At 72.0% G+C, this 23,106-nt stretch carries 22 protein-coding genes and 1 tRNA gene; 16 read left to right on the top strand and 7 right to left on the bottom strand.

Going from position 1 to position 23,106, the window contains the following annotated elements; all coding sequences use genetic code 11:
* Positions 1 to 64 precede the first annotated feature (64 nt).
* The 3 genes from IC607_RS12515 (at position 65) to IC607_RS12505 (ending at position 1,298) form a co-directional block, all read left to right on the top strand.
* A complete protein-coding gene (locus IC607_RS12515) occupies positions 65 to 769 on the top strand; it encodes a FadR/GntR family transcriptional regulator (protein WP_191787675.1) in 705 nt (234 codons plus the stop codon).
* Positions 760 to 832: transfer RNA gene (locus tag IC607_RS12510), tRNA-Arg, on the top strand. The genes IC607_RS12515 and IC607_RS12510 overlap by 10 nt, the downstream gene beginning before the upstream one ends.
* 67 nt (positions 833 to 899) lie before the next feature.
* Entirely contained in the window at positions 900 to 1,298 is a 399-nt protein-coding gene (locus IC607_RS12505; protein WP_191787674.1) for a hypothetical protein, read from the top strand.
* Between the two features lie 51 nt (positions 1,299 to 1,349).
* Here IC607_RS12505 and IC607_RS12500 read toward each other — a convergent pair whose 3' ends face one another.
* Positions 1,350 to 1,817, bottom strand: a complete 468-nt coding sequence (locus IC607_RS12500; protein WP_191787673.1) for a hypothetical protein — start codon at positions 1,815 to 1,817, stop codon at positions 1,350 to 1,352.
* A gap of 205 nt (positions 1,818 to 2,022) precedes the next feature.
* Here IC607_RS12500 and IC607_RS12495 point away from each other — a divergent pair, with 205 nt between their 5' ends.
* The 9 genes from IC607_RS12495 to IC607_RS12455 all read left to right on the top strand — a co-directional run bounded on the left by IC607_RS12495 (position 2,023) and on the right by IC607_RS12455 (position 13,175).
* Positions 2,023 to 3,069 carry a sulfate ABC transporter substrate-binding protein gene (locus tag IC607_RS12495; RefSeq protein ID WP_191787672.1) on the top strand — a complete coding sequence of 349 codons (1,047 nt, stop codon included), beginning with the start codon at positions 2,023 to 2,025 and terminating at the stop codon, positions 3,067 to 3,069.
* Entirely contained in the window at positions 3,069 to 3,917 is an 849-nt protein-coding gene (gene cysT, locus IC607_RS12490; RefSeq protein ID WP_191787671.1) for a sulfate ABC transporter permease subunit CysT, read from the top strand. Before IC607_RS12495 ends, cysT begins: the two co-directional genes overlap by 1 nt.
* Positions 3,910 to 4,782, top strand: coding sequence for a sulfate ABC transporter permease subunit (locus IC607_RS12485; protein WP_191787670.1), 873 nt, complete (start codon positions 3,910 to 3,912; stop codon positions 4,780 to 4,782). Before cysT ends, IC607_RS12485 begins: the two co-directional genes overlap by 8 nt.
* A complete protein-coding gene (locus IC607_RS12480) occupies positions 4,779 to 5,831 on the top strand; it encodes a sulfate/molybdate ABC transporter ATP-binding protein (protein ID WP_191787669.1) in 1,053 nt (350 codons plus the stop codon). The genes IC607_RS12485 and IC607_RS12480 overlap by 4 nt, the downstream gene beginning before the upstream one ends.
* A 9-nt stretch (positions 5,832 to 5,840) precedes the next feature.
* Positions 5,841 to 6,251, top strand: a complete 411-nt coding sequence (locus IC607_RS12475) for an Rrf2 family transcriptional regulator (protein WP_191787668.1) — start codon at positions 5,841 to 5,843, stop codon at positions 6,249 to 6,251.
* A 116-nt stretch (positions 6,252 to 6,367) separates the two neighbouring features.
* Entirely contained in the window at positions 6,368 to 8,080 is a 1,713-nt protein-coding gene (locus IC607_RS12470; protein ID WP_191787667.1) for a sodium:proton antiporter, read from the top strand.
* Between the two features lie 167 nt (positions 8,081 to 8,247).
* The gene (gene adhE / locus IC607_RS12465) at positions 8,248 to 10,947 is read left to right on the top strand and encodes a bifunctional acetaldehyde-CoA/alcohol dehydrogenase (RefSeq protein WP_370526186.1); all 2,700 of its coding nucleotides are present in this window, start codon (positions 8,248 to 8,250) and stop codon (positions 10,945 to 10,947) included.
* 217 nt (positions 10,948 to 11,164) lie between these two features.
* The gene (locus IC607_RS12460) at positions 11,165 to 11,665 is read left to right on the top strand and encodes a hypothetical protein (protein ID WP_370526185.1); all 501 of its coding nucleotides are present in this window, start codon (positions 11,165 to 11,167) and stop codon (positions 11,663 to 11,665) included.
* A 304-nt stretch (positions 11,666 to 11,969) separates the two neighbouring features.
* The gene (locus tag IC607_RS12455; protein WP_191787666.1) at positions 11,970 to 13,175 is read left to right on the top strand and encodes a pyridoxal phosphate-dependent aminotransferase; all 1,206 of its coding nucleotides are present in this window, start codon (positions 11,970 to 11,972) and stop codon (positions 13,173 to 13,175) included.
* Between the two features lies 1 nt (position 13,176).
* Here IC607_RS12455 and IC607_RS12450 read toward each other — a convergent pair whose 3' ends face one another.
* Positions 13,177 to 14,559, bottom strand: coding sequence for a multidrug effflux MFS transporter (locus tag IC607_RS12450; RefSeq protein WP_225224834.1), 1,383 nt, complete (start codon positions 14,557 to 14,559; stop codon positions 13,177 to 13,179).
* 208 nt (positions 14,560 to 14,767) lie between these two features.
* Here IC607_RS12450 and IC607_RS12445 point away from each other — a divergent pair, with 208 nt between their 5' ends.
* Positions 14,768 to 15,508, top strand: coding sequence for an SOS response-associated peptidase (locus IC607_RS12445; protein WP_191787664.1), 741 nt, complete (start codon positions 14,768 to 14,770; stop codon positions 15,506 to 15,508).
* 53 nt (positions 15,509 to 15,561) lie between these two features.
* Here the strand turns inward: IC607_RS12445 and IC607_RS12440 are convergent, their stop codons facing one another.
* Positions 15,562 to 16,647 (bottom strand): adenylate cyclase regulatory domain-containing protein, encoded by a 1,086-nt coding sequence (locus IC607_RS12440; RefSeq protein WP_370526184.1) that lies wholly within the window; start codon positions 16,645 to 16,647, stop codon positions 15,562 to 15,564.
* A gap of 14 nt (positions 16,648 to 16,661) precedes the next feature.
* The gene (locus IC607_RS12435) at positions 16,662 to 17,528 is read right to left on the bottom strand and encodes a biotin--[acetyl-CoA-carboxylase] ligase (protein WP_191787662.1); all 867 of its coding nucleotides are present in this window, start codon (positions 17,526 to 17,528) and stop codon (positions 16,662 to 16,664) included.
* Between the two features lie 110 nt (positions 17,529 to 17,638).
* Here IC607_RS12435 and IC607_RS12430 point away from each other — a divergent pair, with 110 nt between their 5' ends.
* Genes IC607_RS12430 through IC607_RS12420 form a run of 3 tightly spaced genes read left to right on the top strand, consistent with a single transcriptional unit; the run spans position 17,639 to position 20,035 of the window.
* Positions 17,639 to 19,231 carry an acyl-CoA carboxylase subunit beta gene (locus IC607_RS12430; RefSeq protein ID WP_191787661.1) on the top strand — a complete coding sequence of 531 codons (1,593 nt, stop codon included), beginning with the start codon at positions 17,639 to 17,641 and terminating at the stop codon, positions 19,229 to 19,231.
* Positions 19,232 to 19,265: 34 nt separating this feature from the next.
* Positions 19,266 to 19,820: a hypothetical protein gene (locus tag IC607_RS12425; protein WP_191787660.1), complete on the top strand. Its 555-nt coding sequence runs from the start codon at positions 19,266 to 19,268 to the stop codon at positions 19,818 to 19,820.
* Complete coding sequence (locus IC607_RS12420; protein WP_191787659.1) at positions 19,817 to 20,035, top strand: acyl-CoA carboxylase subunit epsilon; 219 nt, start codon at positions 19,817 to 19,819, stop codon at positions 20,033 to 20,035. The genes IC607_RS12425 and IC607_RS12420 overlap by 4 nt, the downstream gene beginning before the upstream one ends.
* A 2-nt stretch (positions 20,036 to 20,037) precedes the next feature.
* Here the strand turns inward: IC607_RS12420 and IC607_RS12415 are convergent, their stop codons facing one another.
* The 3 genes from IC607_RS12415 to IC607_RS12405 form a co-directional block, all read right to left on the bottom strand.
* Entirely contained in the window at positions 20,038 to 21,216 is a 1,179-nt protein-coding gene (locus tag IC607_RS12415) for a hypothetical protein (protein WP_191787658.1), read from the bottom strand.
* Positions 21,213 to 21,743: a sigma-70 family RNA polymerase sigma factor gene (locus IC607_RS12410; protein ID WP_191787657.1), complete on the bottom strand. Its 531-nt coding sequence runs from the start codon at positions 21,741 to 21,743 to the stop codon at positions 21,213 to 21,215. The genes IC607_RS12415 and IC607_RS12410 overlap by 4 nt, the downstream gene beginning before the upstream one ends.
* 96 nt (positions 21,744 to 21,839) lie before the next feature.
* A complete protein-coding gene (locus tag IC607_RS12405) occupies positions 21,840 to 23,033 on the bottom strand; it encodes a hypothetical protein (RefSeq protein WP_191787656.1) in 1,194 nt (397 codons plus the stop codon).
* Positions 23,034 to 23,106: the final 73 nt, after the last annotated feature.

Raw genomic sequence — 23,106 nt, 5'->3', positions numbered from 1 at the left:
CTGGCGGACCCGTGACCTGCCGGTGTTGACTGCACGGCATGCCTGGACAGCGAGCCTAACCCGCATGCCCCGACGCACCGGTCTGATCGATTCGACCGTCGAGCGCCTGCGCGCCAACATCACCAGCGGCCACTGGCCCGTCGGCACGCGCATCCCGCCCGAGCCCGCGCTCGTCGAGCAGCTCGGCGCCGGCCGCAACACGGTGCGCGAGGCCGTGCAGTCACTCGTGCACGCCGGCCTGCTGGAACGCCGCCAGGGATCGGGCACCTACGTGCTGTCGACGTCCGAGGCCGCGGTCTCGATGAGCCGCCAGATCGCCGACGCCGGCCAGCGCGAGGTCGTCGAGGTGCGTCGTGCGCTCGAGATCGAGGCCGCCCGCCTCGCGGCTCGTCGGCGGACGCCCGCCGACGTCGCCACGCTGCGCGAGCGCCGCGACGAGCGCTCCGCGGCGTACCTCGCCGGCGAGATCGACGCGATGGTTGCCACCGACCTGGCCCTGCACCGCGCGATCGTCCGCTCCGCCGGCAACCCCGTGCTGATGTCGCTGTACGAGAACCTCATCGACGCGATCGGCGCGAACATCCGGTTCAACTTCGTCACCGACGTGCACGGCCACGACTCCCACGACGGTCTCGTCGACGCCATCGTCGCCGGCAACGCCGACAGCGCCGCCCGCGAGACGTCCCTGTACCTGTCCGCGCTGCTGGGCGAGACGAAGACTGCTGGTAGTCTCGACGCCGCACCGCTCGCCGGTGCCCCGCGCCTGTAGCTCAGTGGATAGAGCGTCTGCCTCCGGAGCAGAAGGTCGAAGGTTCGAATCCTTTCAGGCGCACCGTGTGATGTCTCAGCACATCCGCAGGACGTGACAGAGGGCGGCGAGCGGGCCACACTCTCCGCTCGTGGCCATCATCACCGGCGGCATCATCGAAGAGTGGGGTCCAGCCAAGTCCGCGCTCCTGGCCGTCATGCGCGAGGTGCGGCAGTTCGCGCCTCGGACCGACGACAACGACTACGCCGTCGACATCGCCTTCAGGTCCTGGCACAACTTCCGCGAACCCGAGTTCACCGGCGTGCAGCCAGGCATGATCGGACGCAAGCAGCGCCGTTTCGTCGTCTGGCACTCGGTTCCGCAGGGACTCGACACGAAGGAGTCCGTCCGGAGCTGGCTGGCCACAGCCCTGACGGACACCGCACGCCTGACTCGAGACCTCCTGCCGTCGAAGGCAGGTGCCTACCCGGCAGAGGACCTCGCGAGCGAGCTCGACGCGCTGCGAGTCTCGCTGGCCGCGGTGGCCTAGCTGCTCCTCGGGGCACGATGGAGCCGACGTCGCCGCGTTGCTCTCCCGAGGTCACGAGGCTTCGACGAAGAAGCCGCCCTCGCCGAAGGTCGCCATGAGGAGCCCGGCCTCCGGCATGTCGAGTGCGGCGCATCCTCGCGTGATCATGTGCTCTCCCGTGCCTGCCGGTCGCAGCTGGCAGATCAGCGTGGGGCCCGGCGGTGCGGCGAGCCGAAAGCGCCCGCGCTCGTCGACCGGCGCCACGACAGCCTCGACGCCGGACAGCGTGGAATCGTCGATCGGGATCTCGACGTGGCCCAGATCACCAGGTTCACCCGCTAGCCCTCCGCCGCGCCAGAGACCGTCGGCGTCGGCCAGGGGCAGGGCGGCGATCCAGCCGCCGTCGATCGCGACGTCCCGCAGCCCGGTGTCGTCGACCGCGACCAGGCGGCCCGCGATCCCGTCCCCGGCCGGTGCTGCGGAGCAGGCACCGAGAACGAGCACGACCGCGGTCCCGAGTGCCTGGCGGAGGCTCAACACCGCTGTCGCCCTCCCTTCGCCAGAGCCACCGTAGCCGCGCTCGCGTCGAGATCGACGTCGAGGTGGCTCGATTCACCCGAGCACCGTGTCCCGCGATACGGACAGGGCTTGTCCCACCGATCCAGTCGGGTATTAAATTCCGACCGTTCTGATCGGATACCTCGGAATACCCCGAGCCCCGACCTTCACGAGGAGTCACCTGACCATGAAGTCCACCCTCCGCCGGGCGCTGTCCGGCACGCCGTCCCGAGTCGCCGCCGTTGCCGTCGCCGCGTCCCTGGCGATGGCCGGGTGCTCCTCGGACACCAAGGACGACGCGTCCAGCACCGCCGGCGCCGGGTCCGGCAAGGCCATCGACCTCGTCGGCTTCGCCGTCATCCAGTCCGCCTACGAGGACCTGGGCAAGGGCTTCGCCCAGACCGACGCCGGCAAGGGCACATCGATCAAGGGCTCCTACGGCGCCAGCGGCGCGCAGAGCCGCGCCGTGATCGCCGGGCAGAAGGCCGACGTCGTCGCGCTGTCGCTCACGCCCGACGTGAACAACATCGTCGACGCCGGGCTCGTCGCCAAGGACTGGGCCGGGGACGCGAACAAGGGCATCGTCTCCGATTCCGTCGTCGTGCTGGCCGTCCGCAAGGGCAACCCCAAGGGCATCAAGAGCTGGGACGACATCATCAAGCCCGGCGTCGGCATCGTGACCGCGGACCCGGGGACCTCCGGCTCGGCCAAGTGGAACCTGCTGGCCGCCTACTCGCAGGCGCTGGGCGCGAACAACGACAAGGCGGCGGCCGAGGACTACCTCGGCAAGTTCGTCAAGAACGTCGTGAGCTGGAACGACTCGGGCCGCACCGCTACCGACGCGTTCGTCAAGGGCACCGGCGACGTGCTGATCTCGTACGAGAACGAGGCCATCGCGGCCCGCGCGTCGGGCGTCGACCTGGACTACGTCGTCCCGGACACGACGTTCCTCATCGAGAACCCGGCGGCCGTCACGACAACCGCCTCGCAGCAGGCCAAGGACTTCCTCGACTACGTCCGCAGCGACGCCGGCCAGCAGGTCCTGATCTCGCACGGCTTCCGCTCCGTCAGCGGCGTGAAGCCCAACGGTGACGTCCAGGGCGCCAACGACCCGGCGAACCCGTTCCCGACGCCCACCAAGGTGTACACGGTCGACGAGCTGGGCGGCTGGAGCACCGTGAACGACGAGCTGTTCGACAAGGAGAACGGCCTCGTCACGAAGCTGCGCGGCTGATGACTCTGCTCTCCGAGCTCGACCGGGTGACGCCCCCTCCCGCACGGAGGGGGCGTCGCCCCGGCGCGGTCACCGGCGGTGCCGGGCTGGGCCTGGGCGTGGGCGTGCTGTGGCTGACGCTGCTGGTGCTGCTGCCCATCGCGGCCATCGTCTCGACGGCGTTCGACGACGGGATCGCCGGCTTCTGGGACGCCATCACCGACCCCGAGGCACGCTCGGCCATCACGTTCACGATCGGCGCCGCGGCGCTGGTGACCGTGGTCAACGCCGTGATGGGCACGCTCATCGCGTGGGTGCTGGTGCGCGACTCGTTCCCCGGCAAGCGCGTGGTCGAGGTCATCATCGACATCCCGTTCGCGCTCCCGACGATCGTCGCGGGGCTCGTCCTCATCACCCTGTACGGGCCCAGCGGGCCGTTCGGGATCAACCTGGTCGGCACGCGCGCCGGAGTCGTGCTCGCGCTGCTGTTCGTCACGCTGCCGTTCGTCGTGCGGTCCGTGCAGCCCGTGCTGATCGATGCCGACCGCGAGGTCGAGCAGGCAGCCGCGTCCCTGGGCGCGTCCGGTTTCACCACCTTCCGCCGCGTCATCCTGCCGACGGTCCTGCCGGCCGTCGTCTCCGGCGCCGGGCTCAGCTTCGCCCGCGCGCTCGGCGAGTTCGGGTCCGTCATCCTCATCTCCGCCAACCTGATCGGGAAGACCCAGGTGTCCTCGTCCTACATCCTCAAGATGATCGAGTCGGCCGAGCCCGTGGCCGCCGCGTCCGTGGCGACTCTGCTGCTGGGGCTCGCGGTCGTCGTCCTGGTCCTGCTCGACGTGGTCCAGCGCCGGACGGCCCGTCGTGACTGACACGCTCACGCGCCAGACGACGACAGCGCCCGCCGCCCCGCCACGACGGCGGCGCCGCACCACGCGCACGGCCTGGGTCCTGCGCCTGATCGCGCTCGCCTACATCCTGGCCCTGGTCGCGCTGCCGGTGGCATCCGTCGTCCAGCACACGTTCGCCGACGGCCTGGGCCCCGTGCTCGACGTCCTGCGCTCGCCCGACTTCCTCGCGGCGCTGCGCCTGACGCTCGAGGTCGCCGGCATCGCCGTCCTCCTCAACACGATCTTCGGGGTGGGCATGGCGCTGCTGCTCACGCGCTACCGGTTCCCCGGTCGGCGGCTCATGAGCGCCGTCATCGACCTGCCGGTGTCCATCTCACCCGTCGTCGTCGGCGTGGCCCTGATCCTCGTCTACGGGACGTACGGCTGGTTCGGTCCCGCGCTCGAGCGCGCCGGCTTCCAGATCATCTTCGCCGTGCCCGGCATGGTGCTGGCCACGGTGCTCGTCTCGCTGCCGCTGGTCCTGCGTGAGGTCGTGCCGACGCTCGAGGAGGCCGGCCTGGAGCAGGAGCAGGCCGCTCAGTCGCTGGGCGCGAACGCCTGGCAGCGGTTCCGCCGCATCACGCTGCCGACGATCCGGTGGGCCCTCGCCTACGGCGTCGCGCTCAGCCTGGCCCGCTCGCTCGGCGAGTTCGGCGCCGTCCGCGTCGTCTCCGGCTCGGTGGCCGGGACGTCGCAGACCCTCACCCTCTACGTCAACGACTCCTACCAGGAGTTCGGCCCCGACGCGCAGCGGCAGGCCTTCGCCGCCGCGTTCGTCCTGATGGCCATCGCCGTGTCGTTGATCGTCGTCATCGCCGCCCTGCGGCCCGACCAGGAGAAGTCATGAGCATCGTCGTGCGTGGAGTGAACCGGTCGTTCGGCGATTTCGCCGCGCTGCGGGACATCGACCTGGCCGTGAAGCCGGGCGGCCTGACCGCGCTGCTGGGCCCGTCCGGCGGGGGCAAGTCGACGCTGCTGCGAATCATCGCCGGCCTCGACCAGCCGGACAGCGGCCGCATCGAGATCGCGGGCCGTGACGCCACCGACCTGCCGCCGCAGAAGCGGAGCGTGGGCTTCGTCTTCCAGCACTACGCGGCCTTCAAGCACCTGACGACGGCCCGCAACGTCGCGTTCGGCCTCGAGATCCGTCGGCGGCCCAAGGCGGAGGTCCGCGAGCGCGTCGACGAGCTGCTGCGCCTGGTCCACCTGGAGCAGTTCGCCGACCGCCTGCCGTCGCAGCTGTCCGGCGGGCAGCGTCAGCGCATGGCGCTGGCCCGCGCGCTCGCCGTCCAGCCCGAGGTCCTGCTGCTCGACGAGCCCTTCGGTGCGCTGGACGCGCAGGTGCGCAAGGAGCTGCGGGAGTGGCTGCGGCGCCTGCACGACGAGGTCCACGTGACCACCCTGTTCGTCACGCACGACCAGGAGGAGGCCCTCGAGGTGGCCGACGAGATCGTCGTCATCAACGGTGGCCGCATCGAGCAGGTCGGGCCGCCGAGCGAGCTGTACGACCGGCCCGCCAACGAGTTCGTCATGTCGTTCCTGGGCCCGGTGACGCGCCTGGGCGGCGTGCTCGTGCGACCGCACGACATCGAGGTGCTGCCCGACGACCGCGCCGGGTCGCACCAGGTCGAGCTCACCCGGCTGCACCGCGTCGGGCACGAGGTTCGGGCCGAGGCGCGCGCCGCCGACGGGTCGACGCCGTGGGTCCAGCTCACGCGGGCACAGGTCGACGACCTGGGGATCCGTGAGGGGCAGACCGTGTGGCTGCGGGCGCTCGGGACGACCGTGCCGGTGGCGGCGTCGTCGGGCGGCCCAGCGAGCGAGGCGATCGAGACCGGCGACGCGACCGCATCCGAGCCCGACGCGGCGCCCGCTCCCGCCGGCCGAACCGCCTGAGGCCCGACGATGCGCATCTCGGCACGCGTGGACTACGCGGTCCAGGCCCTGCTGCTGCTGGCTGAACGCGATCCGGACGTCCTCAGCGCCGACGCCATGAGCACGGCGCAGGGCCTGCCGCACGGTTACGCCGAGGCGATCCTCAACGACCTGCGCAAGCACGGGTACGTGGCGAGCCGCCGCGGCGCGCACGGCGGCTACCACCTGGCCCGGCCGGCGTCGCAGGTGCACCTGGGCGGGGTCGTCTCGCTGTTCGACGGCCCGTTCGTCACCGTCCGCGCGACGCCCGCGGCCGACCTGTCCTACCGCGGGCCGGCTCGGCACCTGCCGTCGCTGTGGACGCTGCTCGACGAGAGGCTGCACGGGATGCTCGACACCGTGACGCTCGACGACCTGCTGCACGGACGCATGCCCGCCTGACCACCCACCTTCGCAGGATTCCGGCGCGGCACGGCCCGGGCACACGTCCCTGCCAGGACGGACACGGTCTCGGCTGCGACGATGGACCATCGTTCGCGGACACCGGAGGCAGGTCGTTGGAGCACGTCGAGGTCTTCCTGCTGGTGGCGGGGGCCGTGCTCGTCGGCGCCTGGTGCCGGCGGCGCGGCTGGCCCGCGCCGCTCGTCGTCGTCGGCGTCGCCCTGGCGGTCTCGCTGCTGCCCGCCGTGCCGCGCTACGAGGTCGACCCCGAGATCATCCTGCAGTTCGTCCTGCCCCCGCTGCTCTACTCGGCCGCCCTCGCCTCGTCGTACCGTGACTTTCGCGCCTCGCTGAACTCGATCACGCGGCTCGGGGTCGGGCTCGTGTTCGTCACGGCGGCCGCCGTGGCGCTCGTCTTCTGGTGGCTCGAGCCGGCGGCGCCGTTCGCCGTCGCGCTCGTTCTGGGAGCCGTCGTCGCACCGCCCGACGCCGTCGCCGCGTCCGCGGTGGGCCGACGGCTCGGCCTGCCGCGACGGGTGATGACGTTGCTCACCGGCGAGAGCCTGATCAACGACGCCACGTCGCTGACCCTGTACAAGGTGGCGTTGACCGGCGCCGCGACGGGCGCCTGGGCGCTGCGCGAGGGCGTCGCGACGTTCGCGCTGGCGGTCGTCGCCGGTGTCGCGATCGGGCTCGTGCTCGGCTGGATGGTGCACCTCGTGCGGATGCACCTGGACGACCCCGTCGTCGCCTCCGCCATCGGCCTGCTGACGCCGTTCGCCGCCTACTGGGCCGCCGAGGGCCTGCACGGGTCGGGCGTGCTGGCGGTCGTGACGGCGGGCCTCTACCTGGGCCACACGTCTCCCCGTGCCGGGTACGCGACGCGCCTCTACGAGGGACCGCTCTGGTCGACCCTCGACCTGCTGCTGGAGTCGTTCACCTTCGCGCTCATCGGCATGCAGCTCCCGTGGGTGGTGCGCGACGTGATGGCGTCGGACCAGGGCCTCGCGCACGGGCTCGTGCTGTCCGCCGCCGTGCTCGCCGTCGCGATCCTGGTGCGGCCCCTCTACGTCTTCCTGACCGCCCCCTTCGACAACCTGCGACTACCTGGCTCGCACCGACCGGTGCACGACGCGCTGTCCGCGCGCGAGTCGGCTGTCGTGTCCTGGGCCGGCATGCGCGGCGTCGTCACGCTGGCCGCGGCGGCCGCCATCCCCGCGACCGTCGACGGGGAGCCGTTCACCGACCGCGCGACCCTCCAGCTGGCGGCGTACACCGTGGCGATCGGGACGCTGCTGCTGCAGGGTTTGTCGCTGCCCTGGGTCATCCGGCGGCTGCGCGTGGGCTCGAGCGCCGAGGTCGCCGACGACGACGCGCAGGAGGCGGCCACCCGGGTGGCGACCTCCGCCGCCGTGCAGGACCTGCTCGAGGAGCAGCGACCCGAATGGACCGAGCTGATGGGCGAGGCCAAGGCGGACAAGGCGATCGACCGGCTCTCCGGGATCTGGCGAGGGCGGGCCGCCGCGGCCGCCGTCATGCTCGACCCCGACAACGCCGACGAGCTGCTCCCCGACGGCGTCGACGCCACCGACAGCGCGCACGGCCTGGGACCGGCCGGCCGGCCGGCGACCGGCCAGCTGCCCGGTGCCGAGGAGGCCAGCCGGACGCAGAAGCTGCGCCGCGCCATCGTCTCCGCGCAACGCGACGTGCTGATGGAACGCCGCGACGCGGGCGAGCTCGACGAGACCGTCATGCGCCGGATGCTGCGCGAGCTCGACCTGGAGGACGAGGCGCTGTCGTCGTCCTGGGTGGAGCGCATCGGGGACTGAGGTCCCGGTCGTGGCCCCGACGAAGGCCACGACGTCGCCGTCGCTGCCCTGATCGGGACCTTCGCCCCAGGATCATGGGACGAATGCTCCCTAGCGTCGGAGATGTCAGCCGAGAGCTCCAGCAACCGGCCGACGACACCACTCGACCGACACCCAGGAGCCCCACGGTGAGCGCCACTGTGAGCAAGGCAGTCTCGAAGAAGTCCACTGCGCCGAACGAGGCGCCCACCGCGGACGCGATCGACCAGCTCGTCGCGAACGCCACGAAGGCCCTCGCCGAGTACGCCCGCTTCACGCAGGAGGACGTCGACCAGCTGGTGAAGAAGGGGTCCGTCGCGGCCCTCGACCAGCACGGCGTCCTGGCGCAGGCGGCGGTCCGCGAGACCGGGCGCGGGGTGTTCGAGGACAAGGCCGTGAAGAACATCTTCGCGTGCGAGCACGTCACGAACTCGATGGCCGACCTCAAGACCGTGGGCGTCATCCACCGCGACGAGCTCAACGGCATCACGGAGATCGCCGAGCCCGTCGGCGTCATCTGCGGCGTCACGCCGGTCACCAACCCGACGTCGACCGCGATCTTCAAGTCGCTGATCGCACTGAAGACCCGCAACCCGATCATCTTCGCGTTCCACCCGGCCGCGCAGGCCTCGTCGGTGGCCGCCGCGCGCGTGGTCCGCGACGCGGCCGTCGCGGCGGGCGCCCCCGAGCACTGCATCCAGTGGGTCGAGACGCCGTCGATCGAGGCCACGAACACCCTCATGAACCACCCCGGGGTCTCGATGATCCTGGCCACGGGAGGCAACGCGATGGTCCGGGCCGCGTACTCGTGCGGCAAGCCCGCGCTGGGCGTCGGCGCCGGCAACGTGCCCGCGTACATCGAGAGGTCCGCCAAGCTCAAGCGCGCCGTCAACGACGTGGTGCTGTCCAAGGCGTTCGACAACGGCATGATCTGCGCGAGCGAGCAGGCCGTCATCCTGGACGACGAGATCTACGACGCCGCCATGGCCGAGTTCGCCGTGCTGCACGCCTACCGGGCGACGCCGGCCGAGAAGGCCCAGCTCGAGAAGTTCATCTTCGGTGTCGAGGCCGGCGAGAACTGCGCCGGGGCCAAGCTCAACCCGGCCGTCGTCGGGCAGTCGCCGCAGTGGATCGCGCAGAACGCGGGCTTCAGCGTGCCCGACGACACGTCGATCATCCTGGCCGAGGTCTCCGAGGTGGGCCCCGCCGAGCCGCTGACCCGCGAGAAGCTCGCGCCGGTCCTGGCCGTGCTGCGCGCGTCGACCACCGAGCAGGGCATCAGCCTGGCCGAGCAGATGGTCGAGTTCGACGGCTTGGGTCACTCCGCCGCGATCCACACCCGCGACCACGCGCTGACCGAGGAGTTCGGCCGCCGCGTCAAGGCGATCCGCGTCATCGAGAACGCCCCGTCCTCGCTGGGCGGCATCGGCGACATCTACAACGCCTTCATCCCGTCCCTGACGCTGGGCTGCGGCTCCTACGGCCACAACTCGGTGTCCAACAACGTCTCGGCGGTGAACCTCATCAACATCAAGCGCGTCGGACGCCGCAACAACAACCTGCAGTGGTTCAAGGTGCCGGCCAAGACGTACTTCGAGCCGAACGCCATCCGCTACCTGGCGGACATGCCCGACGTCGAGCGCGTCACGATCGTCACCGACGCGACCATGACGACCCTCGGCTTCGTCGACAAGATCATCGACGTCCTGAACCGCCGCCAGACGAAGGTCGCGCTGCAGATCATCGACGAGGTCGAGCCCGAGCCGAGCGTGCGCACCGTGCAGAAGGGGGCCGCGAGCATGCGGCACTTCCGCCCTGACACGATCATCGCGCTGGGCGGCGGCTCGCCGATGGACGCTGCGAAGGTCATGTGGCTGCTGTACGAGCACCCGGAGATCGACTTCTCCGACCTCAAGCAGAAGTTCTTCGACGTGCGCAAGCGCGCCTTCAAGTTCCCGGTGCTGGGCGACCTCGCGCAGCTCGTCTGCATCCCGACCACGTCGGGCACGGGCGCCGAGGTCACGCCGTTCGCGGTCATCTCCGACCCTGACGCGGGCAAGAAGTACCCGCTCGCGGACTACGCGCTGACCCCGTCGGTCGCGATCATCGACCCCGTCCTGACGGCCAAGATGCCCGCGTCGCTCGCGGCGGACTCCGGGTTCGACGCCCTGACGCACGCCACCGAGGCCTACGTCAGCGTCTACGCCAACGACTTCACCGACGGCATGGCCCTGCAGGCGATCCGGCTGATCTTCGACAACCTCGCCCAGTCCGTGAACGGGTCGCCCGACGACCCCGCAACCAAGGACGCCCGCGAGAAGATGCACAACGCCGGGACCATCGCGGGCATGAGCTTCGGCAACGCGTTCCTCGGCATCGTGCACGCCATGGCCCACGTCACCGGGTCCACGTTCCACCTGGTGCACGGCCGGACCAACGCGACGCTGCTCCCGCACGTCATCCGCTACAACGGCACGGTCCCGACGAAGCTGACGAGCTGGCCGAAGTACGAGCACTACGTCGCCCCCGAGCGGTTCCAGCAGATCGCCGCGATGCTCGGCCTGCCTGCGGCCACGCCGGCGCAGGGTGTCGAGTCGTACGCGCTCGCCGTCGAGGCGCTGCGCAGCAAGGTCGGCATCCCGTCGTCCTTCCAGGCGCAGGGTGTCGACGAGGCGTCGTTCATCGGCCGGCTCGACGAGGTGGCCATGGGCGCCTACGAGGACCAGTGCGCACCCGCCAACCCGCGGATGCCGATGATCGACGACATGGTGGACCTGTTGACCGCGGCCTACTACGGCACGTCGCTGGAGGACGTCCGGGGCCGCCGGAGCGAGCAGAAGCCGGCCTGAGGGTCGGGGCCGGCTCCCTCCCCCTCGTGCCGGCCCCTTCCCGCCCCCTGCTCGCCGGCGCCCCGCCCGACCCTGTCACCGGGCGGGGCGCCCCCACCCGCAACGTCCGAGGAACTGGTCGCTATCGCGACCCGTTGCTCGGACGTTGCGGTTTTCTCGGGTTGCTCCGGACCGCGTGATCTTGCACCGTTGTGTCCCTCGAACCCCGGAGGTCCTCGTGTCCCTGCCCCGCACCACGCGCGTCGGCGCCCTGCTCGTCGCCGCACCCCTGCTCGCCGCCCTCACGCTGGCGGGCTGCTCCGACGACGACATCGACGCGGCCTCGCAGCGCGCGAAGGACGTGGCGGCGAGCGCCCGCTCGGCCGTGGACAGCATCCAGGCCAAGGTCGACGAGGCCAAGGCGTCCGCCGACGAGGCGCGCGCGAAGGTCGACGAGCTCAAGGCCCAGCTCTCCGACGCCGACGCACAGGCCAAGGCCGCCGTCGACTCCGCGCAGAGCGCGGTGCAGGACGCGCAGTCGTCGCTGGACGAGGCCGCCAAGGACGCCAACGCGAACAGCGACCAGGCTCTCGACGACGCCAAGGCGAAGGTCGACGAGGCGCAGAAGAACCTCGAGGCGGCGAAGGACGACGCGTCCGGCTCGGCTGCGGACGGCATCCAGTCGCTGTCCGACCAGCTGCAGCAGCTCGCCGGCAAGCTGGACTCGGCGCACTCCTGACGAGCGGGCTCGCGGGGCAGCGGCGATCCGTTGCGTCGCGTGTCAGCGGACGACCGGATCTTGCACCCGTCCGGGTGATTTCCGCGCTCAGCGCCGTGGCGGGTTGTACGTGGCGCCGCACCTGCCGATCTTGGAGGTATGGCCGCTCGTCGGGAAGTACGTCGTCACCACCACGTGGAGTGGTGGGTCGTGACCGCGTTCGCGTCCGTGGGCCTCGTCATCCTCGTCGGTGTGGCTGCGGCAAGCGGGATGTACTGAGCCGCGGCAAGCGGGACGTACTGACCTCTCCCCTACCCTTGCGGGCATGACCTCCCGCTGGCGCGACGTCGCCCACGCGACCGGCCTCCTGGCCGACGACGGCACCCCGCGCGCGACGATCTTCGCGGAGATGAGCGCACTGGCCGTGCGCACGGGTGCGATCAACCTGGGTCAGGGCTTCCCCGACGTGGACGGCCCTGCGTCCGTCGCGGACGCGGCCCGGGCCGCCATCGCCGACGGCGCCAACCAGTACCCGCCCGGCCCGGGCATCCCGGCGCTGCGGCACGCGATCGCCGACCACCAGCGGCGGCACTACGGCCTGGTCGTCGACCCGGACCGCGAGGTGCTCGTGACGACGGGCGCCACCGAGGCGCTGGCGGCGGCCGTCCTGGCGCTCGTCGGCCCGGCCGACGAGGTCCTCACGCTCGAACCCTTCTACGACTCCTACGCCGCCGTGATCGCGATGGCCGGCGCCACGCACACCACCGCCCCGCTGGCCGCGACGCCCGACGGCTTCCGGCTCGACGAGGCGGCGCTGACGGCCGCGTTCACCGACCGCACGCGCCTGGTGCTCCTCAACACGCCGCACAACCCGACAGGCACGGTGCTGACGCCCGACGAGCTGGCCGTCGTCGCCCGGCTCGCGCGGCAGCACGACGCGATCGTCGTGACCGACGAGGTCTACGAGCACCTGACGTTCGGGGTTCCCCACGTGCCGATCGCGACCCTGGCGGACATGGCGGAGCGGACGCTGACGATCTCGTCGGCCGGCAAGACCCTGTCCTTCACGGGCTGGAAGGTGGGCTGGGTGCACGGCCCCGCGCACCTGGTCGACGCCGTGCGGACCGTCAAGCAGTTCCTCACCTACGTCTCCGGAGCGCCGTTCCAGCCGGCCGTCGCGTTCGCGCTCGGCGACCCCGGCGTGCAGGCGTGGGTCGACGAGCTGGCCGCGTCGCTCGCTCGTCGGCGGGACCTGCTGTGCGACGGGCTGACGGCGGCCGGGTTCGACGTGGTGCGGCCCGACGGTACCTACTTCGTGCTCGCCGACGCCTCGCGGCTGGGGCACGGCGACGGCGCCGCCCTGTGCCGCGACCTGCCGTCGCTCGCCGGTGTCGTCGGTGTGCCGGTCTCCGCGTTCACGCGGGCCGGCTCGTCGGCCGACTCGGCGTTGGCCTCCTGGGTCCGCTTCACCTTCGTCAAACGCGACGAGGTGCTGCACGAGGCGGTCGCCCGCCTGCAGCGCCTGGCCTGAGTCAGACGCTCCAGGCGCCGTCGCGGCGGTAGGCCGGGGTCGCCAGCGCGAGGACGAGCAGCGCAGCCGTCGCGGCGCCGACCATGACGGCCGCCATCGCCACCGCGTCGCCGCCCAGCAGGCTGGTCAGCGGGCTGATGAGGCCGCCGATCGCAGCGCCTGTCGCCCCGATGAAGGCCGCCGCCGTGCCGGCGATCTCGCCGTGTCGCGACAGGGCGATGGCCGACGCGTTGGGCGGCGCGAAGTTCACCATGGCGAGAATCAGCCAGAGCACGACGAGCAGCAGCGGCAGCCCGCCGACGCCTGCCACCGCGATCGCCAGGAAGACGAGCGTGAAGAACAGCGACACGGGCAGCACCACGCGCACGATCCGGATGGGCGCGACGCGGCGCACGAGCCACGCGTTGACCTGCGCACCGCCCACCAGGCCGATCCCGTTGACCGCGAACAGCAGCGCGTACTGGTTCGCCGTCAGGCCGTAGCCCTCCATCAGGACGAACGGCGAGCCGATCACGTAGCTCATGAGGATCGCGGTGCCCAGGCCGGGCATGATCGCGAGGGCGACGAAGTGCCGGTCCTTGAGGAGCGTCAGGTAGCCGCGTCCCGCCGTGCGCAGACCGCCGTCGCGTCGTCGGGCCGCCGGCAGCGTCTCCGGCAGGCGCCGCCAGACGACGACCCACAGGGCGACCCCGAACATGGCGAGCGCGATGAACACGCCCCGCCACCCCCACTGCCCGGCGATCATGCCGCCGACGGACGGCGCGAACAGCGGCGCGATGCCGATGACGAGCATGAGCCGGGAGATGAGCCCGGACGCATCCGAGCCGACGAACCGGTCGCGGATCACGGCCATCGCGACCACGCTGGCCGCGGCGTTGAAGAAGCCCTGGAGGACGCGCAGGCCGACGAGCGTGCCGATGCTCGGTGCGATCGCGCACAGCAGCGAGGTCAGCACGTGCAGCGCCACGCCGATCAGCACGGGCATCCGCCGGCCGAACCGGTCCGACACCGGCCCGATGACGAGCTGGCCGACCGCGCCGCCCAGCATCATCGCCGTCATCGTGAGCTGCGCCGCGGTCGCGGTGGAGTGCAGGTCGCGCGCCACGTCAGGCAGCGAGGACACGTAGATGTCGTTCGAGATGGCCGGCAGCGCGCACATCATGCCCAGCAGCAGCACGTACTTGGCGTTGGGGCGGTACCCGGACACTGCCGACGGCACCGCGCCGGACGACGGCCGCGCACCCGGCACGTGTGCAGACGATGCTCGTGCTGAGGTCGCACGGGCCTCGGGGTTCGGGGTCGGAGCGGGAGCCTCGACCCCGCCCAGGGCCGAGACCGCCGGTGCCTGCTCCACCGCTCGGGTGCCTCGAGTGTCCACGCTCATCGCCGTCCATGGTCGCATCGATTCGACCGCGATAACGAATCGATTCGATATTGCCTTCACCACACCCCATCACCCGCCCCGGACCTACGCAACCCCGTTCGCCGCCTGGGCCCGACCCCACGCAGCCCGACGAGCACGAGCGGTGAATGGTGGCAGCGGGCGGGCGGGGAGTCGGGGCGGTGTGGGTGGGGCGTGCGAGGGTGGGCGCATGTGCGGTCGCTATGCATCGTTCCGGGAGGACCAGGCGCTGGCCGACGAGTTCGCCATCGCGACGCTCGCCGACGACCTGCGGCTGCTCGGCCCGTCGTGGAACGTCGCACCCACCGACGGGGTGCGGATGGTCGTCGAGCGCGCCGACAAGGAGACGGGCGAGATCACGCGCCAGCTCCGCGTGGCCCGCTGGGGCCTGGTCCCGTCGTGGGCCAAGGACCCGTCCATCGGCAACCGGATGATCAACGCGCGCTCGGAGTCGGTCCCGGACAAGTCCGCGTTCGCTCGCCCGTTCGCCTCGCGTCGTGCGCTGCTGCCGGCCGACGGCTACTTCGAGTGGAAGAAGCCCGACGAGGGCTCGACGAGCAAGCGCAAGCAGCCGTACTACCTGCACACCGGCGACGGGTCCGTCGTCGCGCTCGCCGGGTTGTACGAGTTCTGGAAGGACCCGAGCAAGGCCGACGACGACCCCGCGCGCTGGCTCGTGAGCGCAACCGTCATCACGCGACCCGCGCTGCCGGACCTCGCGCACATCCACGACCGTCAGCCGCTCATGCTGCGCCCGCAGGACTGGGACCGGTGGCTGGACCCGGCGGTCGGCGCAGACGGCGCCCGCGACCTGCTCGAGGCCGAGCCCCCGACGATCGTCGCGACGCCCGTGTCCACGCAGGTCAACGCGGTCCGCAACAACGGCCCGGAGCTCATCGAACCGGACCCGGACGCCGACGCGACGTCCTGAGCCGCTGCTGGCACGCACCACCCGGCGCCCGGCTGCGAGCCCGGGCCGCGAGGTCAGCTGGCGCGCAGGCGGACCGGCTGGACGGTGCCGAGGCCGTGCAGCTCGACGGGATCAAGGTTCTCCAGCATCACGCTGTCGTCGGCCGCCAGCGCGGCGGCGGTCACCGGGTCCGTGAGAACGGTCGACGGCTCGGCGATGTCGGTCAGTCGCGCGGCCAGGTTCACGGTGGGACCGAAGACGTCCCCGAACCGCGAGAGCACGCGCCCCCACACGAACCCGACACGCACGGGCGTGACGCCGCGCGCGCCGTCCGCGAGGCCGGCCAGGCGCAGGGGTTCGCTGTCGATCTCGCGGCCCAGCACCTCGGCGAGCCCCAGCGCGACGCGGGCACCGGTGCGCGCGTCGTCGGCGACGAAGAGCACCGCGTCGCCGATCGTCTTGACGACACGGCCGCCGGCCGCCGTCACGACGTCGCGCGCCGCTGCTTCGAAGCGCTGCACGAACTCCGACAGGTCGGTGGACCCGAGCCCGGCCGTGCGGCGGGTGAACGAGACCATGTCCGCGAAGCCGACCGCGCGGGGCAGCGGCAGCGCGGTGCGGTCGGGGCCGGGGTCGCCCACCTCCGCGAACTCGGCGGCGTAGCGCCCGGCGATCGCGGCGAGCTGGCGGCGGTAGGAGTGCAGCATCTGCGCCTCGAGGACCGGGGCCAGCTCGGTGAGGCGGTCGAGGACGAGCAGGCGGGCGGTCGGGTCGTCGAGCTCGTACCGCGTCGCCATGTCCTCGACGAGCGCCTCGACCTGCCACAGCGCGAGCCGGTCGGACGTGTGGCCCAGGGAGCGGGTCAGGGTGATGACGGTCCGCAGGTCCAGCCCGTGCTCGCGCACGAGCGCGGCCGCGCGCTCCACGGCCTCGGCGTCGCTCTCGGTGTAGATGCGGTCGTCGGCGTCGGCGTGGGGCAGGCCGAGCGTGCTCCAGAACCCGCGGACGAACTCGAGGCCGATGCCGGCGCGGTCGGCGAGCTCCTGCGCGCTGTACACGCGGGGGCCGTCGAGCAGCGCGGCGTCGATCTCCTCGACCGTCGACTCGACGGCGGACCGCTCGGACGCCTCGATCGGGGTGGACTGATCGTCGTCTGGCACGGGAAGAGGGTAGTTCACCCGGCGTCTCGGACGTGGTGCACGTCACCTGCGAGCACCCTGTGCGTCCTGCCCGCGTCGTCGACCACACGCAGCGACCCGTCGTCCTCGATGCCCGCGGCGAGCCCGACGAGCTCCGCGTCGCCCGGCAGCTCGACGCGTACGCGGGTGCCGATCGTGCGGCAGACGGCGGCGACCTCGTCGGCCAGCCCGGCGGCGACGGCATCACCGTCCGCCTCGCGGAATCGCTCGGCGATGTCCGCGAGGGCGCCGACGAGGGCGACGAAGACGCTCTCGCGGTCGACGTGCTGCGCGCCGGCCAGGACGAGCGACGATGCGCTCTCGACGGGCAGCTCGTCGGCCCGCTGCGAGACGTTGATGCCGATCCCGACCACGAGCGCGACGCCGTCGGGCGTGGGCACGAGCTGCGCGAGGATCCCGCCGACCTTGCGGACCGCGCCCCACCCGGGGACCTCGGAGTCCGCGGGGACCAGCAGGTCGTTGGGCCACTTGAGCATCGCCGGTACCCCCGCGGTGGCCCGGATCGCGGTGACGGCCCCCAGGCCCGCCAGCAGCGGGAACCAGCCCAGCCGCTCCGGCGGCACCTGCGGGCGCACAACGAACGTGCAGGTCAGCGAGGTCCCGCGGGCGGTCTCCCACGTCCGGCCGGCGCGGCCGTGGCCCGCGGTCTGGTGGTCGGCGACGAGTACGCCCACACCGGGCCACGCGGCGACGTCGGCGCGCAGCGCGGCCACGACGTCGTCGTTCGTCGACCCGGTCTCCTCGACCACCTCGAAGTGGTCGAGCGGCCCGTCGGGCGCCAGCAGCAGCGAGCGCAGCTCGTCGGAGTGCAGGGAGTCGCGTCGGGTGTCGTCGTCGGCCATGCCCCCAGCGTCGCAGAGCGAGCCCTTGGAGGAAACCTACGACGCGGACGCGCCGAACACGTCCGCGCCCTGCACCCCTGTGGACGGTTCCGACAACTAGCCTCGGTCGGGTGACGCAGACGACCCCCGCGACCGCACGCACCACGCAGGCCAAGCTCGCCGACCTCGCCGAGCGGCACGACGCCGCCGCGGCAGCCGAGCAGAACGCCGCGGACAAGCAGCACGCACGCAGCAAGAAGACGGCCCGCGAGCGCATCGACGCCCTGCTCGACGAGGGCTCATTCACCGAGATCGACGCGATGGTGCGCCACCGGTCGGTGAACTTCGGCCTAGACAAGAAGCGCATCCCGGGCGACGGCGTCGTCGTCGGGCACGGCACCGTCGACGGCCGGCCCGTCGCCGTGTACTCGCAGGACTTCACGGTCTTCGGCGGGTCGCTGGGCGAGGTGCACGGGCAGAAGATCACCAAGGTCATGGACCTGGCGCTGCGCACGGGTGTCCCTCTGATCGGCATCAGCGACGGCGGCGGCGCGCGCATCCAGGAGGGCGTCGCGGGCCTGACGCAGTTCGCGGAGATCTTCCGCCGCAACGTGGCGGCGAGCGGCGTGATCCCGCAGATCAGCCTCATCCTGGGCCCGAGCGCGGGCGGCGCGGTGTACTCCCCCGCGCTGACAGACTTCATCGTCATGGCCGACGGCACGTCCAACATGTTCATCACCGGCCCGGACGTCATCCGCGCGGTGACGGGCGAGGAGGTCGGCTTCGAGGAGCTGGGCGGCGCGACGACGCACAACACGAAGTCCGGCGTCGCGCACTACCTGGCGCACGACGAGGACGACGCGATCGACTACGTCCGCTCGCTGCTGTCCTACCTGCCGCAGAACAACCTCACGGACCCGCCGCTGTTCGCGCACGAGGCGTCGCTCGAGGTGTCCGACGAGGACGCCGCGCTCGACACCCTCGTGCCGGACTCCGACAGCCAGCCGTACGACATGCGCACGGTCGTGGAGACGGTGCTCGACGACGGCGTCCTGCTGGAGGTCCAGCCGCTGTACGCCGGGAACGTGATGATCGGCTTCGGGCACGTCGAGGGCCACCCCGTGGGCATCGTCGCCAACCAGCCGCAGCAGATGGCCGGCACACTGGACATCAACGCCGCCGAGAAGGCCGCCCGCTTCGTGCGTACGTGCGACGCGTTCAACATCCCCGTGCTGACGTTCGTCGACGTCCCGGGCTTCCTGCCGGGCACCGACCAGGAGTGGAACGGCATCATCCGCCGCGGTGCCAAGCTCATCTACGCCTACGCCGAGGCCACGGTGCCCCTGGTCACCGTCATCACGCGCAAGGCCTACGGCGGCGCGTACATCGTCATGGGCTCCAAGCAGCTGGGCGCGGACGTCAACCTGGCCTGGCCCACGGCGCAGATCGCGGTCATGGGCGCGGGCGGCGCGGTCAACATCCTGCAGCGCGGCGCGCTGAAGACGGTGGCCGACGAGGGCGGCGACGTCGAGGCCGAGCGCCGGCGCCTGACGTCGGAGTACGAGGAGGCCATCGTCAACCCGTGGGACGCCGCCGACCGCGGCTTCGTCGACGCCGTCATCGAGCCGTCGGCCACCCGGGCAGAGATCACCAAGGCGCTGCGCCTGCTGCGCACCAAGCGCGCGAGCCTGCCGCCCAAGAAGCACGGGAACATCCCGCTGTGACGCACCATCCGTCCGACGCTGCAAGGATCGAACCATGAGCGACCACGACCACGACCACGACGACGAGCACGACGAGGCCACGCACGGCAGCGAGCCGCTGACCGGTGTCGACGCCTCCGACCTGCACGTCGCCGTCGACACCCTCGCCGCGTCCCTGCACTCCTACGTCGACACGGCGGTGGGCGTGCGCGCCGAGTTCGGTGCGCAGGAGGCCGACGAGGACCCGCGCATCCTGTCGCTCGAGGCGGCGATCGGTGCCCTCAATGCCGAGCTCTACGACCTGCTGCACGCCCGCCTGGGCCTGCACGCCGACCTCACGGGCATGTCGTGGGGCGACGAGGACGAGGGCGACGCCGACGCGGCGCCCGTCGAGCCCGACGTCGAGACGTTCCACGTCGGCTTCGTCGTCAGCCGCGGCGCGTCCGCCGGCGAGCGCACGCTCGACTCGATCCTCGACGTCGTCGAGGCGGGCGGCGCCGAGATCGCCCAGTCCGTCGTCGACAACGGCTTCGACGTGCACGAGTGGGGCGTCTCCCGGGGCGCGCCCGTGCTGTTCGAGGAGGACATCGACGAAGAGGACGACCAGTGACGCAGGACGCCGCGCACGTCCACGTCGTCCGGGGCACGCCCGACGACGTGGAGCTCGCCGCCCTCGTCGCCGGGCTGATGGCGGCCTCGTCGGCCCAGGTGCACGACGACACCCCCACCCACCCCTCGGCCTGGAGCGACCGGCGCCGGACCCTGCGGGGCTCCGACCGATGGGCCTCCGGGTCCGACGCCTGGCGTTGGAGCCTGCGCGGCTGACGTCAGGACGCCCCGACGACGACGGGCGCCCCCTCGGCGACGAGGTGCTCGATGCCTGGCGCGCCACCCGCCCGGTCCAGCTCGAGCACGACGAAGCTGCGGTACGTTCCGGGCGCCAGCTTCTTGCCGTCGTCGCAGCGGTTCGACAGCTGCGGCGTCGTGACCAGGTTGCTCCCGCCGGCTGCGCCGATCGGGTAGAGGCCCACGACCTGTCCCAACGTGGGGTCCGTCCCGTCGGCCACGATGCGACCGCTCGCGTCCGCCAGGTAGACCGTTCCTGAGTAGCTCCCGGCGACCGATTGCTCCTGGTCGGGCGCGACGCTCACCGACGCAGCCAGCCACGACCGGTCGTTCGTCACGTCGGGGAAGAGATCGGCGGGCAGGTCGCCGTAGTAGACGTGGACGGTGACGTCGACGCCCGGAGCGCTCCCGGGCAGGTCGCCGACAGGGGTGCCGCACGTCGTGGCGGCGCTTCCCGCGGCGACGTGGACGTCTCCGCCGCCACCGAGCAGGAGCGTGCGTTCGCCGTCGCCCATCTCGACGCCCTGGACGGCCCACAGCTGGTAGGTGCCGTCGGGCAGCGGCGACGACGTGGCGCCGCAGGTCACCGGCGCCAGCGGAAAACCGTACGAGATCGCACCCCCGTGATCCGTCGCCGGGCTCGTCTCCCCGAGCGCACCGGCGTCCATCTGCGCTCGGGCGACGACGACGCCGTCGCGCGTGAGCATCGCCGTCGGGTACGTCGAGCCCAGCCCGCGCGGCAGCGTCGCGGCGGTGCCGAACAGCTGCGTCTCCACACGGACCGCGGTGTCGGGTGGGTCGCTCGGCCGCGCCGACTGCACCCCGAGCTGGTAGGTCGCGTCGGATCCGTCGACCGCGAGGCCGTCGGCACCCGCTGCACCGACCTCCCAGCCGCACGTGCCCGGCTCCGCCCCCGCGACGGCGGTCGGCAGCGTGACCGCACTCGGCTGCACGGCCGGTTCGTCGCGATGCTGCACCCCGCCGAGCTCGGCGGCGGTGATCGCCAGGGCGCCGGCGAGCGCGAGGACGCCGGCCGTCGTGGCGCCGGCACGGACCGCGCGTCGACGACGGATCCGCCCGGACATCGCCGAGACGTCCGGTGCCTCGGGGTCGAGCCCGTCGGCGGCGGAGCGGAGCAGGTCGTGCAGGTCGGTGCTCATCGCGTCGTCCTCTCCAGGACCGTGTGGGTCTCGTCGTCGCGGACCGGGCCGAGGGCTGCCCCCAGCGCACGCACGCCGTCGCTCAGGTAGCGCTTGACCGCGCCTTCCGACAGGCCGAGCTCGGCCGCGATGTCGGCGACGGTGAGGTCGTCGTAGAAGCGCAGGACGACGCACGCGCGCACCCGCGGTGCGAGCGTCCCGAGCGCCGCGACCACGTCCGTGCGGTCGTCGACGGGGCCGTCGTGCCCGTGGGCCTCGTCAGGTCGGGCGAACAGGTGCGCGACGTCCCGCCACCGACGTCGCCGCCGGTACCCGTCGATGTACGTCGTGAGGATCGCGCGGCGGACGTACCCCTCGACAGCTTCCGCTGAGCGGACGCGGGACCGCCGGGTGAAGGTCGCGACGATCGCGTCCTGCACCAGGTCCTCCGCAGCCGCCACGTCACCCGTGAGCAGGTACGCGTGCCGCACGAGTGCCTGGCCGCGGACGCGGACCAGCTCGTCGAGGACGTGCGCCCAGTCCGTCAACCGACTCCCCTGTCTCGATGCCCGCCGCGCCCCCTGCGCGCCGCGGATCAGTGTGCATGCATCAAGACGTCCAGCGAGGCAGAAACGTTGGGGTGGTCAGCGGATGACGACGTCCTTCGACGTCGCGACGAGGTGGAGCACTCCCGGCTTCCCGTCGGCGCGGTCCACGGCGAGGTCGACGACGGCTCGGTAGGTCCCCTTCGCGAGGGCCCTGCCGTCATGGCACGACGTCGACGGCTGGTCGTACGCCCGTCCGTCGCCACCACCGCCCGAGGAGACGGCGATCGGCTCGATCACCCCGGCCGTGCGGTGGCCGGGTTCGGTGCCGTCGGCCACGATGCGACCGTCGTCGTCCACGAGGTAGATGGTGCTCTCGTACGCACCCGTGACGTCGATCGCGCTGTGCTTGACGGCCAGGGACGCCGACAGCTGCTTCTTCGGGTGCGTCGCGGGGTCCACGTCCGGGACGTCGTAGGTGGCCTCGGCGGTCAGCGTCACGTCGTCGGTCCCGTCGGGAAGGGCACCGACGTCGGCGCCGCACAGCGGTACCGGCGCGCCCGATGCGATCTCGACGTCCTGGCCCCCGCCGAGCAGGGTGGACTTCTTGCCCTTCGACGTCTGGACGGTCTCGAGCGCCCACACCTGGTAGGTCCCGTCCGTAAGCGCCGCGTCCGACTCGCAGTCGATGGGCTTGATCCCACTCGTCGTGACCTTCGCGACGAGCTCGCCCCCGTCCACCGGTCGGTCTGGGTCCGCCGATGCGCCGTCGCCGGCGTCCGTCCGTGCCACCACGGCACCGTCGCGGACGAGGAGAAGCGTCGGCTCCGTGGTGGTCAGTCCCTTCGGCAGCTCTTGGTCCTGCACGGCGGCGACCGAGGTGTCGACCGTGACGCTCGACGCACCGGTCCCCTGCCTGGTTGCCAGCACGACCAGCTGGAATGCCTTGTCGGAGGCGTCGATCTTCGTACCGTCCGCACCCGGGTCGTCGACCCGCCAGCCGCAGGCGCCCGGGGCCGCTCCGGCACTCACCTGGTCGGTGGAGGTGGCCGACGGCTCGGGCGTCGTGATGCGCGTGCCCGCGGACGGCTCGGTGGACGGCGTGCTCGCGAGGATCGTGCCCGTGCTGCCCGGCGTGGTGGTCGCGGGCGCCGAGGCCGCCGAGGCGTCGGAGCTGTCGCACCCGGCCGCGAGAACGCCGACGAGAACGACGACGCCGACCGACGCTCCCGTCCTCGCGACGGCTGAGACGCTCCGACCACCCCGTCGTCGCGCACCTGCGTTCGATGCCATCGTCGCCCCCTGCTTCCTCCGCCCCACCGGGCGGGCCGCTGACGTCCTCGTCGCACTGCTCGCAGCCCTCTGC

This window comes from Cellulomonas sp. JH27-2, assembly GCF_014837175.1.
GTDB lineage: Bacteria > Actinomycetota > Actinomycetes > Actinomycetales > Cellulomonadaceae > Cellulomonas.
This window is presented reverse-complemented; position numbering and strand designations above follow the sequence as displayed.

Excerpts from the sequence above, each read along its gene's own strand:
- IC607_RS12515 (WP_191787675.1), top strand. The coding sequence starts at position 65 with ATGCCCCGACGCACCGGTCTGATCGATTCGACCGTCGAGCGCCTGCGC.
- IC607_RS12495 (WP_191787672.1), top strand. The coding sequence starts at position 2,023 with ATGAAGTCCACCCTCCGCCGGGCGCTGTCCGGCACGCCGTCCCGAGTC.
- cysT (WP_191787671.1), top strand. The coding sequence starts at position 3,069 with ATGACTCTGCTCTCCGAGCTCGACCGGGTGACGCCCCCTCCCGCACGG.
- IC607_RS12480 (WP_191787669.1), top strand. The coding sequence starts at position 4,779 with ATGAGCATCGTCGTGCGTGGAGTGAACCGGTCGTTCGGCGATTTCGCC.
- IC607_RS12475 (WP_191787668.1), top strand. The coding sequence starts at position 5,841 with ATGCGCATCTCGGCACGCGTGGACTACGCGGTCCAGGCCCTGCTGCTG.
- IC607_RS12455 (WP_191787666.1), top strand. The coding sequence starts at position 11,970 with ATGACCTCCCGCTGGCGCGACGTCGCCCACGCGACCGGCCTCCTGGCC.
- IC607_RS12450 (WP_225224834.1), bottom strand. The coding sequence starts at position 14,559 with ATGAGCGTGGACACTCGAGGCACCCGAGCGGTGGAGCAGGCACCGGCG.
- IC607_RS12445 (WP_191787664.1), top strand. The coding sequence starts at position 14,768 with ATGTGCGGTCGCTATGCATCGTTCCGGGAGGACCAGGCGCTGGCCGAC.
- IC607_RS12435 (WP_191787662.1), bottom strand. The coding sequence starts at position 17,528 with ATGGCCGACGACGACACCCGACGCGACTCCCTGCACTCCGACGAGCTG.
- IC607_RS12425 (WP_191787660.1), top strand. The coding sequence starts at position 19,266 with ATGAGCGACCACGACCACGACCACGACGACGAGCACGACGAGGCCACG.
- IC607_RS12415 (WP_191787658.1), bottom strand. The coding sequence starts at position 21,216 with ATGAGCACCGACCTGCACGACCTGCTCCGCTCCGCCGCCGACGGGCTC.
- IC607_RS12405 (WP_191787656.1), bottom strand. The coding sequence starts at position 23,033 with ATGGCATCGAACGCAGGTGCGCGACGACGGGGTGGTCGGAGCGTCTCA.